We start from the raw sequence: 13069 nt of genomic DNA on the forward strand, positions 1-13069 counted from the left end.
CCCGGCCCAGCGGCGCGCCCAGGGCCTCCAGCCGTCCGGACCACGGCCCCCCAGCCCCGCGCATGAGCGTGCCGTAGGCGAACAGCAGGCCGCCGGGGACGGGCGCGGCGCCCTCCCTAGGCATCCAGGGCCAGTTCCAGGCCCACGGGGCAGTGGTCCGAGCCCATGACCCCGGGCTCGATCCAGGCGCGGGACACCTTGCCCCGCAGCTCCTCGCTGACGAAGAAGTAGTCGATGCGCCACCCCGCGTTGCGCGAGCGGGCCCCGTAACGGTATGTCCACCACGAGTAGTGGTCCGGCCCGGGCTCGAACAGGCGGAAGGTGTCCACATAGCCGTGGGCCACGAAACGGTCCATCCAGGCGCGCTCCACGGGCAGGAAGCCCGAGGTGTTCTCGTTGGCCTTGGGGTTCTTGAGGTCGATCTCCTTGTGCGCGGTGTTGAAGTCGCCGCAGACCACGATGGGCTTGTGGCGCCGCAGGGCCTCGCTGTGGGCCAGGAAGCAGTCGTAGTAGCCGAGCTTGAACTCCAGGCGCTCGTCGCCCTGCTGGCCGTTGGGGAAGTAGATGGTGAAAAAATGAAAGGACGGATATTCCAGGTGGATGCAGCGGCCCTCGCCGTTGAAGCGCTCGTCGGGCAGCCCCGTGCGCACCGCCAGCGGCGCCACGCGGTAGAGCGCGGCCGTGCCCGAATAGCCCTTGCGCTTGCGGCTGGGGTTCCAGGTCACCTGATAACCCGGGCGGCCCCGGTGCTCCTCGTCCAGCTGGTGCGGCTCGGCCTTGATCTCCTGCAGGCCGACCACGTCGGCGTCGCAGGCGGCGAACCAGTCCCAGAAGCCTTTCTGGATCACGGCCCGCAGGCCGTTCACGTTCCACGAATAGAGTTTCATCCCGTCCTTCCTAGAGTGTGTGCAGCGTCACGTCCAGCGTCCGCCCGCTCAGGCCGATGACCGCGTAGCCGCCGTGGGCCAGCATCCCGGGGTTGACCACGACCGTGCGGCCCACAAGGTCCAGGGCGCGCGACTCGTGAATATGCCCGGACAGGCAGGCCTGGGGCTGCACGCGCTCCACGAAGGCGCGCACCGCGTGGCTGCCGACGTGGCGCGGGCCGACCAGGTCGGCCTTGGTGCCGTGGGGCGGGTCGTGGGACACCAGCAGCGTGGCGTCCCAGCCGTCGGCCTGGGCCAGGGCCTGTTCCAGCAGCTCCGCCTGGCGCGCCTCGGAAATCTCGCTGGGCGTGCCGAAGGGCGTCGGCCCCGAGCAGCCCAGGCCCAGCAGGCCCACCCCGGGGGCCAGCTCGCGGGCCCGGCCGTGGATGGACAGGCCCTCCCGCTCCAGCCAGCGGTCCACGGCCGGGGTGTCCATGTTGCCGATCTGGGCCAGGACCACGGGGTTGGCGCCGCGCACGGCGTCCAGCACCCGGCGCGCCGCGTCCAGCCCGCCGTGGGTGGTCAGGTCGCCGCTGATGATGATCCCCGCGGCCCCGGACACGCCCGGGATGCGCGCCACGTTGTCCGGCTCGTCGTGGATGTCGCCTATGCCGATCCAGTATCTATCGTATCTCATTTGGCTTTCCCTCTTTCCCGCCGGCCCCGAAGCGCGTAGGATCCAGCAGCGCCCTGGCCCAGGAATGGGAACCCTAAAACAAAAGACCGCGATGGAAAAGCCCCGCAACCCCGCCCCAATCCGCCCGGATGACCCCGGCGCCGACGCCGCAGCCGCGCGGGAGAAACGCGCCCTGCGCGCCGCCCTGCTGGCCCGGCGCCGGGCCCTGGCCCCGGCCGAGGCCGCCGCGCGTTCGGCGCGGGTGCTGGAGCGGGTGCGCGCCCTGCCCGCCTGGGCCTCGGCGCGCCAGGTGCTGGCCTACATGCCCGTGCGCGGCGAGGTGGACGTGGCGCCCCTGGTGGAGGAACTCTGGGCACGCGGGGTGCGGGTGCTGCTGCCGCGCTGCCGCCCGGGGCAGCCCGGGGTCATGGACGTGGCCTGCGCCCCGGACCTGGCCGTCCTGCGGCCCGGGGCCCACGGCATCGCGGAGCCCGACCCCGACGCCTGCCCCGCCGAGGCCGCCCCGGCGCCGGACCTGGTGCTCGTGCCGGGGGTGGGCTTCGACCGGCGCGGCCTGCGCCTGGGCTTCGGCGGCGGCTTCTACGACCGCTTCCTGGCCGGGCTGGGGCGCCCGGGGCCGCTGCTGCTGGCCCCGTGCTACGCCTTCCAGCTCCTGGAGGCCCTGCCCGCCGACCCGTGGGACATACCCGTGGACGTGATCATCACCGAGGAGGAAACCCTGTGGCCCCGACCCCCACAGCGCGGCTGATCCCTTTCGCCTTTCCAGGACTGGACCGCGTGGGCTGCGCCTTCGGCGCCCGGGCGCCCGGGGCCCGGGGCCCCCTGGACGGCGGCAACATCTCCCTGGACGTGGGCGACGACCCCCGGGCCGTACGCTCCTGGCGCCGGGCCATGCGGGACGCCCTGGGCCTGGGCCCGTGGCAGGAGCTGCGCCAGGTCCACGGCACGCAGATGCTCTTCGACCCCGACCCGGGGGACATCGACGCCCCCGGAACCATCGAGGCCGACGGCCTGGCCACGGCCAGGCCGGGCCAGGCCCTGGTCATCAAGACCGCCGACTGCCAGCCCGTGCTTCTGGCTCACGAAAGCGGGAGCGTCGTGGCGGCGCTGCATGTGGGCTGGCGCGGCAACGTGGCCGATTTCCCCGGGCGCGGGGTGCGCGCGCTGTGCGCGGAATACGGCCTGGAGCCCTCCGGACTGCTGGCCGTGCGCGGCCCGAGCCTGGGCCCGGCGGCCAGCGAGTTCACCAACTTCGAGACCGAATTCGGCCCGGCCTTCGCGCCCTACCACGACCCCGCCACGCACACCGTGGACCTCTGGCGCCTGACGCGCGACCAGCTCGTGGCCGCCGGGCTGCTGCCCGAGCGCATCCACGGCCTGGACCTGTGTACCCGCTCCTTCCCGGAGCTGTTTTTCTCCTACCGCCGCCAGCGGGCCTGCGGCAGGCAGGCCAGCGTGATCTGGATCCGGGAATAACCGCCGGCGACGGCGCCATGCGGCGCGCCCCGGCCCGGGGCGCAGCCGGGCGGACATCAGCCAGCCCTCCGCCCCGCCAGGCGGCGGCGATCCGGGAGCATCCCCCATGCGCGGCATTCTGACCTATATCCTTGCGGCCTTTGCGGAAATCGGCGGCTGCTTCGCCTTCTGGGCCTGGCTGCGGCTGGGGCGCTCGCCCCTGTGGCTGATGCCGGGCATGGCCAGCCTGGCGCTGTTCGCCTGGGCCCTGACGCGCGTGGACGCCGACTTCGCCGGGCGGGCCTATGCGGCCTACGGCGGCGTCTACATCCTGGCGTCCCTGGGCTGGCTGTGGGCAGTGGAAGGCGCGCGCCCCGACCGCTGGGACGCCCTGGGCGCGGCCCTGTGCCTGCTGGGCGCGGCGGTGATCCTCTTCGGCCCGCGCGGGGCGTAGCCAGACCCGGCGAAATCCCCCGGAGCCGGGCGGCCCCGGCCCGCCGGGGGCGCGGCGGCCTCAGCCCGTCTGGATGCCGTAGGCCTTGAGCTTGCGGTAGAGGTAGGTCCGCTCCAGGCCGATGGATTCGGCAAGGCGGCTGACGCTGCCTTCGAACTCTTCGAGCTTGCGGCGCAGGAATTCGGCCTCGAAGTCCTGGCGGGCGGTCTTGAAGTCCACGGCGCCGGAGGGGATGGGCAGGTCGCGCGCCAGGGCCCCGCAGGCCGCCGGGGCGGCCAGTATCTCGGCGGGCAGGTCCTCGGGGCCGACCTCGGAGCCGGAGTACAGGATCAGCATGCGCTCCACGAAATTCTTCAGCTCGCGCACGTTGCCCGGCCAGGGGTAGGCGCACAGCACCCGCAGGGCCTCTTCGGTGAAGCTCAGCGGGCGGAAGCCCTGCAGGCGGGTCAGGCGCTCCAGGAAGTCCTCGATGAGCAGCGGGATGTCCTCCCCGCGCTCGCGCAGGGGCGGCACCACCAACGGAAAGACCTTGAGCCGGTAGTACAGGTCCTCGCGGAAGCGCCCCTCGCGGATTTCCTCCATCAGGTCCTTGTTGGTGGCGGCGATGACGCGCACGTCCACGGTGACGGTGCGCCGCCCGCCCACATGCTCGAACTTCTGCTCCTGGAGGATGCGCAGGATCTTGGCCTGGGTCTTCAGGCTCATGTCGCCGATCTCGTCCAGGAAGAGCGTGCCCCCGTCGGCCTGCTCGAAGCGCCCGGGGCGCGATGTCTCGGCCCCGGTGAAGGCGCCCTTCTCATGGCCGAACAGCTCGCTTTCGATCAGCTCCTCGGGGATGGCGGCGCAGTTCACGGCCACCAGGGGCCGCGCCCCGCGCCGCGACTGGGAATGGATCATGCGGGCCACGATCTCCTTGCCCGTGCCGTTCTCGCCGGTGATGAGCACCCAGGCTTCCGTGGGCGCCACCTGGGCGATGTGCTGGCGCAGGGCCAGCACCGCCGCCGAGCGCCCGGTAAGCGAGCTGATCTGCTCCGAGCCCAGGCGCAGGCGCAACTCCTGGTTCTCCCTCTGGATGGTGTTGAATTCCAGAGCCTTGTTGACGCAGAGGATGACCTTTTCCAGGGACAGGGGCTTCTCGATGAAGTCGAAGGCGCCCTTCTTGATGGCCGACACGGCGGTCTCGATATTGCCGTGGCCGGAGATCATGATCACCGGCAGGTCGGGCTGGCGCGAGCGCAGGGTGTCCAGCACCTCCAGGCCGTCGATGCCCGTGAGCCAGATGTCGAGCAGCACCAGCTCCGGCGCGCGCTCGCCCACCATGCGCAGGGCCTGTTCGCCGCTTTCGGCCTCGTGCACCTCGTGGCCCTCGTCCTCGAGGATGCCGCGCAGCGAAAAACGGATGTCCTGTTCGTCGTCGACAACGAGAATCCTGGCCTGCACCCTGCCCTCCCCTGGCTGGCGGTTGGCGCGGGCCCCAGCGGCCCGGCCCCCTGTGCATACCCGCAAAGAGCCGGGCAGGGCAAGGCCGGGCGCGGCCAGCGGCGGCGCGGCCAGCGGCGGCGCGGCCAGCGGCGGCGCGGCCAGCGGCGGCGCGGCCAGCGGCGGGGCGGGCGCCCCCGGCCGCCGCTAGCCTTCGAAGGAAAAGCCCCCGGCCGCGAAAAGCTCCAGGCAGATGTCCACCACGGCCTCGTCGTAGCGCACCCCCCGGCCCTTGCGCACCTCGTCCAGGGCCACCTCCAGCCCCAGGGCCGCGCGGTAGGGCCGGTGGGAGCTCATGGCCTCCACCACGTCGGCCACGGCCAGGATGCGCGCCTCCAGGCACACGGCGTCGCCCGCCAGCCCCTTGGGGTAACCCGTGCCGTCCAGGCGCTCGTGGTGCTGAACCACGAAGTCCGCCACCGGCCAGGGGAAGGGCACGCCGCTCAGGATCTCGTAGCCCACCCCGGGGTGGGTCTGCATCAGCCCGAACTCCATCGGCGTAAGCCGCGCGGGCTTGGAGAGGATCTCGGCGGGGATGTAGATCTTGCCCAGGTCGTGCAGCAGCCCGGCCACGCGCACGCCCTCCAGGCGCTCCGGGGCCATGCCCAGGCGGTCGGCGATGGCCACGGCCAGCCGCGCCACGCGCTGCTGGTGTCCGGCGGTGTAGGGGTCGCGCTTCTCCGAGGTCAGCACCAGGGCCTGCACCGTGGCGTCCACGGTCTGGCGCAGGCGTTCCACGGTGCTGCGCAGGCGCTCCAGGGTCTCGCGGCGTCCGGAGATGTCGCGAAAGGCCATGACCACGCCGCTGGCCGCGCCACCCTCCCCGGGCACGATGCAGGCCGTCAGCTCCACGGGGATCTCGCCCCCCGGGGCGCTCAGCGAAAGCCCCTCCAGGCGCAGCGGGCATTCGGCGCCCAGGGCCCCGGGAACGGGGTCCACGGGCTGGCCGTCCAGCCCGCTGAGCGGCAGCACGCGGGCCAGGGGCCGCTGGCGGGCCTGCTCCAGGCCCAGGCCCAGCAACCTGCCGGCCATGGCGTTCAGATAGTTCACGCGGCCCGTGGCGTCGGTGGCCACGATGCCCTCGCCCACGCTGTCCAGGGTGGTTTCCAGCCAGCGGCGCTCCTTGCGGCGGCGGCGTTCGGCGCAGTGCTTGTAGTGGGCCATTTCGATGGCCGTGTGCATGTCGCGGTCGTCGAAGGGTTTGATGACGTAGCCGAAGGGCTGGGTGGCCTTGGCGCGTTGCAGGGTCTCCTCGTCGGCGTAGGCCGTGACGAAGATGACCGGGATGTCGCAACGCTGGGCGATGGCCCCGGCGGCCTGCACCCCGTCCATAGGCCCGGCGAGCATGATGTCCATCAGCACCACGTCGGGGTGCAGGCGCTCGGCGGCCTCCACGGCGCCCTCGCCCGAGGGCACGACCCCGGCCACGGGGTAGCCCAGGTTCACGAGCCGGTGGCGGATGTCCATGGCGACTATGGTTTCGTCCTCGACGACGAGGATGGTCGGCTTGGAACTCACGCGGAGAGGCCCCTCCCTCCCGGTGGTTGCGGCCCCGGCTCCAGGCAGGCGGCCAGGGCCTCCCGCAGCTCGGGGCGGATGAAGCGGTAGCCCTCGGCGTCCAGGCGCAGGGGGGCGGCGCGCTGGCTGGCCAGGGCTGTCTCGCGGGCCATTTCGGCGCCCAGGAGCAGCCTGAGAGCCGCCCCGGGAACCGGCAGCCACGAGGGGCGTCCCAGGGCGCGGCCGAGTTCCCGGCAGAACGCGGCCATTGTCACGGCTTTGGGCGCACAAAGATTGTAGACCCCGTGGGCGCTGGCGTTGTCCAGCAGCCAGACGATGGCGCCGGTGGCGTCGGCCCGGTGGACCCAGGACAGCCACTGCCCCCCGCCGCCCGCAGGCCCGCCCAGGAAGAGCCGGAACAGCGGCACCAGCCGCCCCAGCAGCCCGCCGCCAGGGCCGAGCACGACCCCCAGGCGGGCCACCGCGCGGCGGGTGCCCAGGCCCTCCACGGGCTCGCTGGACGCCTCCCACTGGCGGCAGACCTCGGCCAGGAACCCCGGGCCGCAGGGCCGGCCCTCGCCCAGCACGTCGCCCCGCTCCGAGGCCCGGGGGCCGTAGTAGCCCACGGCGCTGGCCTGGACGACCACCGCGGGCGGGCAGTCCACCATGCGCGCGGCCTCGGCCACGGCCCGGCCCGCCAGCACGCGGCTCTCCAGGATGCGCGCCCGGCGCTCGGGGGTCCAGCGCCCGGCGGCGATGTTCTCCCCCGCAAGATTGACCACCGCGCAGGGCCCCGGGCCGGACAGCAGCCGCGCCAGGGGCTCCGGGTCGCGGCCGTCCCAGGCTGCGGCGTCCACGGCGGGGCCGAGCAGGGCCCGGGCCCGGGCCGGATCGCGGGTCGGCGCGCCCACGCCGTCCCCGCGCGCCAGCAGCCCGGCGACCAGGGCCCGGCCGATGAAACCTGTGGCGCCCGTGACGACAACGCGCATGATCCCTCCCTTCGTACGCCACAGGCTACGGCGGCGTGTGCCGGTGGTTCTCAGTCTGACGGAGAATACAGGAAAAGGTGTTGCATGGGAAGGAGCAAAGACAAAAACCCCGCGCCGGAAGGGAATATCGGGACGGAGCGCCCCGCTGCGGCAGAGGGCGGGAGGGACGGCGGCACCCCGGGCGGCGGGGCCAGGGCGCCCTGCGGCGGCGGGGGGAGAGGGGAATCAGGCCGTGGGCAGCTCCACGACCAGCATGGAGCCCCGGGGCTTGTTGGGCACGGCGCGCACATAGCCGTGGTGGTCGCTGACGATGGACTTGACGATGGTCAGCCCCAGGCCCGTGCCCCCGCGCTTGCGCGAGAAATAGGGCTCGAAGAGCTTGGAGCGCTCCTCCTGGGTCAGCCCGGGGCCGTTGTCGCGCACCTCCACGCGCACCCAGCCGGTGACCCCGTCGTGGGTGACCACCACGTCCACCCGGCCCTCGTCCTGGCCCACCAGCGCCTCGGCCGCGTTGGTCAGGATGTTCAGGAATACCCGGCGCATGCCCTGGGGGTCCATCTTGATGGGCGGCAGGTCCGCCGGGCAATCCAGGGTCCAGGAGATGTCGCTGTGGCTGTTGTGGAAGGTGCTGACCACCTCTTCGAGCAGCGGCGCCAGCCGCCCCGGGGCGAGCCTGGCCTCGGGCAGCTTGGCGAAGGCCGAGAACTCGGCCACCATCTGTTGCAGGTGCTCCACCTGGCGCACGATGAGCCCCGTGCACTGGACGAACACCGGGTCCTCGATCTCGGGGCCGAATTTGCGCTCGATGCGCTGGGCCGAAAGCTTGATGGGCGTCAGCGGGTTCTTGATCTCGTGGGCAATGCGCCGGGCCACCTCGCGCCAGGCGGCCACGCGCTGCATCTTCTCCAGCTCGGTGATGTCCTCGAACACGGCCACCAGCCCCGCGTCGCGGCCCTCGCTGGTGCGCAGGGTCACGCAGTTGATGAGCAGCTTGATATAGCGGCTGCCCAGGGTCAGCTCCACCTGGCGCTGCCATTGCGACCCCGGGCTCTCCATGAACTGCTCGAATATCTCGCGCAGCATGCCCAGGTATTCCCCGCCCAGCAGTTCGAGGGGCTTGCGGCCCTGGATGACCTTGCCGTCCAGGCCGAGCATGTCCTCGGCGGCCTTGTTCACCGTGCTGATGCGGCCTTCGCTGTCCAGGGAGATGACCCCGGCGGTGATGTTGTCCAGGAGGGCCTCGATGTAGCGGCCCCATTGCTCCAGCTCGCGGTTCTGCTGGTTGAGTTGCAGGTTGGCCTGGGTCAGGTGGGCGCGGCTTTGTTGCAGGTCGCGGGCCATCTGGTTGAAGCTTTGGACCAGGAAGCCCAGCTCGTCGCTGGACTGGTCCTCCAGGCGCACGGACAGGTCGCCCCGGGCCACGCGCTGGGTGCCCTCGGCCAGGGCCTGCACCGGGGCCGACAGCTCCTTGGCCAGGCGCATCCCGAACCAGATGGCGCCCATGACAATAAGCAGGGTGACCACGGCCAGGAGCACATACAGCGCCAGCTTCCACTGGTGCTTCATGGTCCGTATCTGCTTGTATTCGCTCACCCCGCGCACGATGTGGTCGAGCTTGTAGAGCAGGCCGTGGCCGATGGTCTCGCCGAGCACGAGGTAGCCCTGGGCCCCGCCGTCCACGGGCAAAACGCCCACCACCATGTCGGCCACCGGGCCGGGCCGGATGGTGGACCAGAACTCCGGACGCTCGCGCAGGCCGTCCCAGTCCACGCGGTCCTTGATCTCGGGCCAGACCTCGCTCCAGGGCCCGTCGGCATGCCAGGCGCGCTCGACGCGGTCGGGCCCGAGCTGCCCCAGCAGCCCCAGGTCGTATTCCGCGCGTTTTTCGCCCAGGTAGGCGCTCATGGCCTTGCCGCCCCAGGCCATGCGCCCGGCGCGCGCGCTGTCCAGAACGTGCCCGGCGCGGCGCTCCAGGCGCTCCTGCGACGAGGCGTAGAAGGCCTGGCCGACCTCCAGGGCCTGCTCCAGCGACTCCTCCACCTGGGTCTTGAACCAGAAGTCCACGGAAGTCTGCACGAACAGGGCGCCCAGGCCGAACATGAGCACCGTGGGCACGATGGACAGGGTCAGGAAGGAAATGACCAGCCGGGTGCGCAGCTTGGAGCCCAGCACCCGGCGGCGGCGCTCCAGCACCAGCTTGACCATGTTGCGCACCACGACGAAAAGCACGACGCACAACAGGATGACGTTGATGTTGAACAGTGCCAGGAAGGCCAGGGAGCTGATCTCACCGAAATACTTGAGCTCAACACCTGTCAGCACCACCACGACGACAAGCAGCGCCAGGGCCAGCAGTATCTCGCGCTGGCGGCGCTTGCGCTCCCTGGCGGAGCCCACGCTGACCTTGATGGATTCGGATTTTTCCACGGCGCCCGCCTAGTAGTTGAATTCGAGCTGGTAGCTCACGGGCGCATAAAGGTCGAAGGACCAGAAAAAAAGCGTGTAGCGCATCCAGACCGGCACCTCCAGGCGATCCACGGAGATTTCCAGGCGCAGGCGGTACTGGTGGCCGGGCAGCAGGCTTTCCCAGGGGCCGAGGTTCAGGGCCAGGGCGCCCCAGCCCTTGTCCAGCAGGGCCGGGAGGTCCTTGCCGCGCAGGGGCCTGGCCTCGCCGGGCAGCTCGAGGATGTAGTCGTTGGCCAGGGCGTCCTTGGCCAGGGGGCTGACGAAAGACGCCGAGGCCACGTTGGTGTCGGTCCACAGGCTCTTGCGGCGGTAGACCGTGGCCCGGCACTTGAGGCCCACGGTGGTCCCGGCGGCCAGCTCCTCCTCCAGGGCGCGCACCTCGGGCAGGCCGACGCCGAAGCGCACGGAGATGTCCCCGGCCTGGTTGTCGAGGACGAGGTTGCGCAGGTCCAGGGCGCCGTCCGGGGCCGGGGGCGCCCCGCCTCCCTGGGCCGCCGCGCCCGCGGCCAGCCCCAGGACCAGGGCCAGCGCCAAAAACAGACGCGCCAGGGCGCGCCGTGCCGGTGGGTGGGGATATGCGGTGCGACGAAGCAACGTGATTCCGGTGCCTTTTCTCCTGCGCCGCCTGCCCCCCGGGAGCCGGGTTGCGCTGGCGGGCGTTTCCTGACAAGTAAACCAAGGCCCGCGCCTTGGCAACCGGCGGGGCACATCCACGGCGGGAGGCTTCGTGCGGCGCATTCGTTTCATCTGGGTCGGCAAACTGCGCAAGGGCTGCTGGCAGGACGCCGCCGAGCTGTACCTGGGCCGTGTGCGTCCGCTTGTGCCCTGCGAGGAGATCGTGGTCAAGGACGCTCCGGCACACCTGCCCCCCGAGGCGAAAAAAGCCTGGGAGGGCGCCAGGATACTGGAACGGCTCGGCCCGCAGGACTACCCCGTCGCCCTGGACGAGGCCGGGCGGACCATGACCTCCCCGGCCCTGGCCCGGCGGCTCACCGCCTGGACCGACGACCCGGCCGGCGCCCCGTGCTTCATCGTCGGCGGCGCCTTCGGGCTGTCGGCCGAGGTGCTGGCGGCCTGCCGCGAGCGCCTGTCCCTCTCGCCCATGACCTTCCCCCACGAGCTGGCCCGGGTGATCCTGCTGGAGCAGGTCTACCGCGCCCTGGCCATCGCCCGGGGCCTGCCCTACCACCACGCCTGACCCCGCGCCCCGCGCGGCCGCGAGGAGCCCCCTCATGGCACTGACCGACCTGGACTACCTGGACAAGATCGAAGCCTTCATGACCTCGGGCGACATGGCCTTCGAATTCGAGCACGGCGACGAGGCCCGGCGCCTGGAGATACTGGAATTCCTGGAGCGGCTCATGGATCTGGCCGAGCTGGCCGACGCCCAGGCCACCCGGCTGATCTTCAAGGACGGCTACATGGACATGCTCGCGGACGACAGCGCCCAGAAATAGCGCCATCCGGCGCCCGAGGGATACCGCGCCCGCCCGGCGAGGCAAAAACCCGGGGGCAGCTGCGCCGGGGCCGGGGCGTCCTGGTTGGCCATAACCACGCACAGCCCGCCCGGGGCGAGCATGGGCCGCACGAAGGCCAGCAGCTCGCGCCAGGGCATGAACGCCCGGCTGAGCACCAGGTCGGCGGGCAGCTCCGCCGCGGGCAGCTCCTCGGCGCGGCAGGCGCGGACCTCGGTACGCGCCAGGGTCATGCGCCCGAGGGCCGTGCGCATGAACGCCACGCGCTTGCGGCGCGGCTCCACCAGCAGGTAGCGCCCCGGGGTCCAGAACACGCGCAGTGGCAGCCCCGGCAGCCCGGCCCCCGCGCCGAGGTCCAGGCAGCGCGGCACCTCGGGCAGAGGCAACCCGGCCAGGAAATCCGCCAGATGCCAGGAGTCGGCCACCAGGTTGGCCAGGGCGTCCCGCCAGTCGCGCGCGCTGACGAGGTTCACGGAATCCTTCCATTGCACAAGGACGGTCAGATAGGCCGCCAGGGCCGCCGCCTGGGGCGCGGCAAGCTCGCGGCCCAGGTCGCCGGCCAGGGAGGCGACTTCGCCGGGGCTGGGCATTCCCTGCATTCTCCTTTATAAGAGGCGGACCCGGGCGCCGGGAGCGGCGCGACGGCAACCGCCGGACCGGCGCGGCGTGCGCGCCGCATCGGCGCGGCCTTGCCGTCCGGCTTTTCGCGGCGCCCTGTCCGCCTTGACAGGGGCGCCCCCGCCGGGCTACCCCGCCGGGCACACGCCAAAGAGTCGCCGGACCGGCGCCGTCCCGGTCCTGATACTGGAGGAACGACCATGAACGCAACCACCCCGCTGGTGGCGGTGAATTTTCCCGGCCAGGGCTCCCAGGTCAAAGACATGGGCCGCGACCTGGCCGAGGCCGACGACCGCTACATGTATTACTGGACCCTGGCCGAAAACATCAGCCGCCAGCCCCTGCGCGAAATCTACTGGGGCGGCGACGACCAGGACATGGCCGACACCCGCGCCCTGCAACCGGCCCTGACCGTGGCCGCCCTGACCCTGTGGATGTACGCAGCCGGGCGCGTGACGGCCCACTGCTTCGGCGGGCACAGCCTGGGCGAGTATCCGGCCCTGGCCGCCGCCGGGGCGCTCACGGTGGAGGAGGCCCTGGAGCTCGTGTCCCTGCGCGGGGCGCTCATGGCCGAGGCGGGCGGGCCCGACCAGGGCATGACCGCCCTGCTCAAGCTCGGCCGGGACGACGCCGAGGCCGTGGCCGCCCAGGCCCGCGAGGCCACCGGCCGCGAGATCCTGGTCGCCAACTACAACACCCCGGGCCAGTTCGTGCTCTCGGGGCACAAGGACGCCCTGGAAGCAGCCGCCGCCCTGGCCAGGGAACGCAAGGGCCGGGCCATCCCCCTGCCCGTGTCCGGAGCCTTCCACAGCCCGCTGGTGGCCGAGGCCGCCCGGGAGCTGGAAAAGCGCCTGGCCAAGGCCGACTGGCGCCAGCCCAAGGCCCCGGTGTTCCTCAACGTCACCGCCGACGCCCAGACCGGGCCCGAGGCCATCGCCGCGGCCATGGCCCGCCAGATGACCTCCCCCGTGCGCTGGACCGAGATCAACCGCAACCAGTATGCCCTGGGCGCCCCCACCTTCTGCAAGCCCGGGCCCAAGGGCGTGCTTACCAAGATGCTCGGCCAGAACCAG

Annotated in this window: 14 protein-coding genes; 6 read left to right on the top strand and 8 right to left on the bottom strand. The window is 71.9% G+C overall.

Features of this window, described 5'->3' with window-relative positions; translation table 11 throughout:
* Positions 1–116: 116 nt before the first annotated feature.
* Positions 117–887, bottom strand: a complete 771-nt coding sequence (locus M0P34_RS07825; protein WP_291498164.1) for an exodeoxyribonuclease III — start codon at positions 885–887, stop codon at positions 117–119.
* 10 nt (positions 888–897) lie between these two features.
* The gene (locus M0P34_RS07830) at positions 898–1563 is read right to left on the bottom strand and encodes a metallophosphoesterase family protein (RefSeq protein ID WP_291498166.1); all 666 of its coding nucleotides are present in this window, start codon (positions 1561–1563) and stop codon (positions 898–900) included.
* A 91-nt stretch (positions 1564–1654) separates the two neighbouring features.
* Here M0P34_RS07830 and M0P34_RS07835 point away from each other — a divergent pair, with 91 nt between their 5' ends.
* The 3 genes from M0P34_RS07835 to M0P34_RS07845 all read left to right on the top strand — a co-directional run bounded on the left by M0P34_RS07835 (position 1655) and on the right by M0P34_RS07845 (position 3472).
* Complete coding sequence (locus M0P34_RS07835; RefSeq protein ID WP_291498168.1) at positions 1655–2311, top strand: 5-formyltetrahydrofolate cyclo-ligase; 657 nt, start codon at positions 1655–1657, stop codon at positions 2309–2311.
* Positions 2284–3039 (top strand): polyphenol oxidase family protein, encoded by a 756-nt coding sequence (locus M0P34_RS07840; RefSeq protein WP_291498171.1) that lies wholly within the window; start codon positions 2284–2286, stop codon positions 3037–3039. The genes M0P34_RS07835 and M0P34_RS07840 overlap by 28 nt, the downstream gene beginning before the upstream one ends.
* Positions 3040–3145: 106 nt before the next feature.
* Positions 3146–3472: a YnfA family protein gene (locus M0P34_RS07845; protein ID WP_291498173.1), complete on the top strand. Its 327-nt coding sequence runs from the start codon at positions 3146–3148 to the stop codon at positions 3470–3472.
* 60 nt (positions 3473–3532) lie between these two features.
* On the opposite strand, the gene M0P34_RS07850 is transcribed toward M0P34_RS07845, so the two are convergent.
* From M0P34_RS07850 to M0P34_RS07870, 5 genes are all read right to left on the bottom strand, one after another.
* Positions 3533–4912, bottom strand: coding sequence for a sigma-54 dependent transcriptional regulator (locus M0P34_RS07850; RefSeq protein ID WP_291498175.1), 1380 nt, complete (start codon positions 4910–4912; stop codon positions 3533–3535).
* 186 nt (positions 4913–5098) lie between these two features.
* The gene (locus M0P34_RS07855) at positions 5099–6469 is read right to left on the bottom strand and encodes an HD domain-containing phosphohydrolase (protein ID WP_291498177.1); all 1371 of its coding nucleotides are present in this window, start codon (positions 6467–6469) and stop codon (positions 5099–5101) included.
* Positions 6466–7437, bottom strand: a complete 972-nt coding sequence (locus tag M0P34_RS07860; protein WP_291498179.1) for a TIGR01777 family oxidoreductase — start codon at positions 7435–7437, stop codon at positions 6466–6468. The genes M0P34_RS07855 and M0P34_RS07860 overlap by 4 nt, the downstream gene beginning before the upstream one ends.
* A gap of 225 nt (positions 7438–7662) precedes the next feature.
* A complete protein-coding gene (locus M0P34_RS07865; RefSeq protein ID WP_291498181.1) occupies positions 7663–9864 on the bottom strand; it encodes an ATP-binding protein in 2202 nt (733 codons plus the stop codon).
* Positions 9865–9873: 9 nt separating this feature from the next.
* Positions 9874–10437: a DUF4390 domain-containing protein gene (locus tag M0P34_RS07870; protein ID WP_291498183.1), complete on the bottom strand. Its 564-nt coding sequence runs from the start codon at positions 10435–10437 to the stop codon at positions 9874–9876.
* Positions 10438–10630: 193 nt separating this feature from the next.
* Between M0P34_RS07870 and M0P34_RS07875 the strand changes: the two genes are divergently transcribed.
* Complete coding sequence (locus M0P34_RS07875; protein WP_291498187.1) at positions 10631–11101, top strand: 23S rRNA (pseudouridine(1915)-N(3))-methyltransferase RlmH; 471 nt, start codon at positions 10631–10633, stop codon at positions 11099–11101.
* 34 nt (positions 11102–11135) lie between these two features.
* Entirely contained in the window at positions 11136–11360 is a 225-nt protein-coding gene (locus tag M0P34_RS07880; protein ID WP_366062266.1) for a hypothetical protein, read from the top strand.
* Here the strand turns inward: M0P34_RS07880 and M0P34_RS07885 are convergent.
* Complete coding sequence (locus M0P34_RS07885; protein ID WP_291498189.1) at positions 11321–11968, bottom strand: RsmG family class I SAM-dependent methyltransferase; 648 nt, start codon at positions 11966–11968, stop codon at positions 11321–11323. The two genes, M0P34_RS07880 and M0P34_RS07885, sit on opposite strands and share 40 nt — an antisense overlap.
* Before the next feature lie 228 nt (positions 11969–12196).
* Here M0P34_RS07885 and M0P34_RS07890 point away from each other — a divergent pair.
* On the top strand, positions 12197–13069 hold an 873-nt coding region (locus tag M0P34_RS07890), incomplete at its 3' end, for an ACP S-malonyltransferase (RefSeq protein ID WP_291498191.1).

This window comes from Desulfocurvus sp. (assembly GCF_023230885.1).
Lineage (GTDB): Bacteria > Desulfobacterota > Desulfovibrionia > Desulfovibrionales > Desulfovibrionaceae > Desulfocurvus.

Excerpts from the sequence above, each read along its gene's own strand:
- M0P34_RS07825 (WP_291498164.1), bottom strand. The coding sequence starts at position 887 with ATGAAACTCTATTCGTGGAACGTGAACGGCCTGCGGGCCGTGATCCAG.
- M0P34_RS07830 (WP_291498166.1), bottom strand. The coding sequence starts at position 1,563 with ATGAGATACGATAGATACTGGATCGGCATAGGCGACATCCACGACGAG.
- M0P34_RS07835 (WP_291498168.1), top strand. The coding sequence starts at position 1,655 with ATGGAAAAGCCCCGCAACCCCGCCCCAATCCGCCCGGATGACCCCGGC.
- M0P34_RS07845 (WP_291498173.1), top strand. The coding sequence starts at position 3,146 with ATGCGCGGCATTCTGACCTATATCCTTGCGGCCTTTGCGGAAATCGGC.
- M0P34_RS07860 (WP_291498179.1), bottom strand. The coding sequence starts at position 7,437 with ATGCGCGTTGTCGTCACGGGCGCCACAGGTTTCATCGGCCGGGCCCTG.
- M0P34_RS07880 (WP_366062266.1), top strand. The coding sequence starts at position 11,136 with ATGGCACTGACCGACCTGGACTACCTGGACAAGATCGAAGCCTTCATG.
- M0P34_RS07885 (WP_291498189.1), bottom strand. The coding sequence starts at position 11,968 with ATGCCCAGCCCCGGCGAAGTCGCCTCCCTGGCCGGCGACCTGGGCCGC.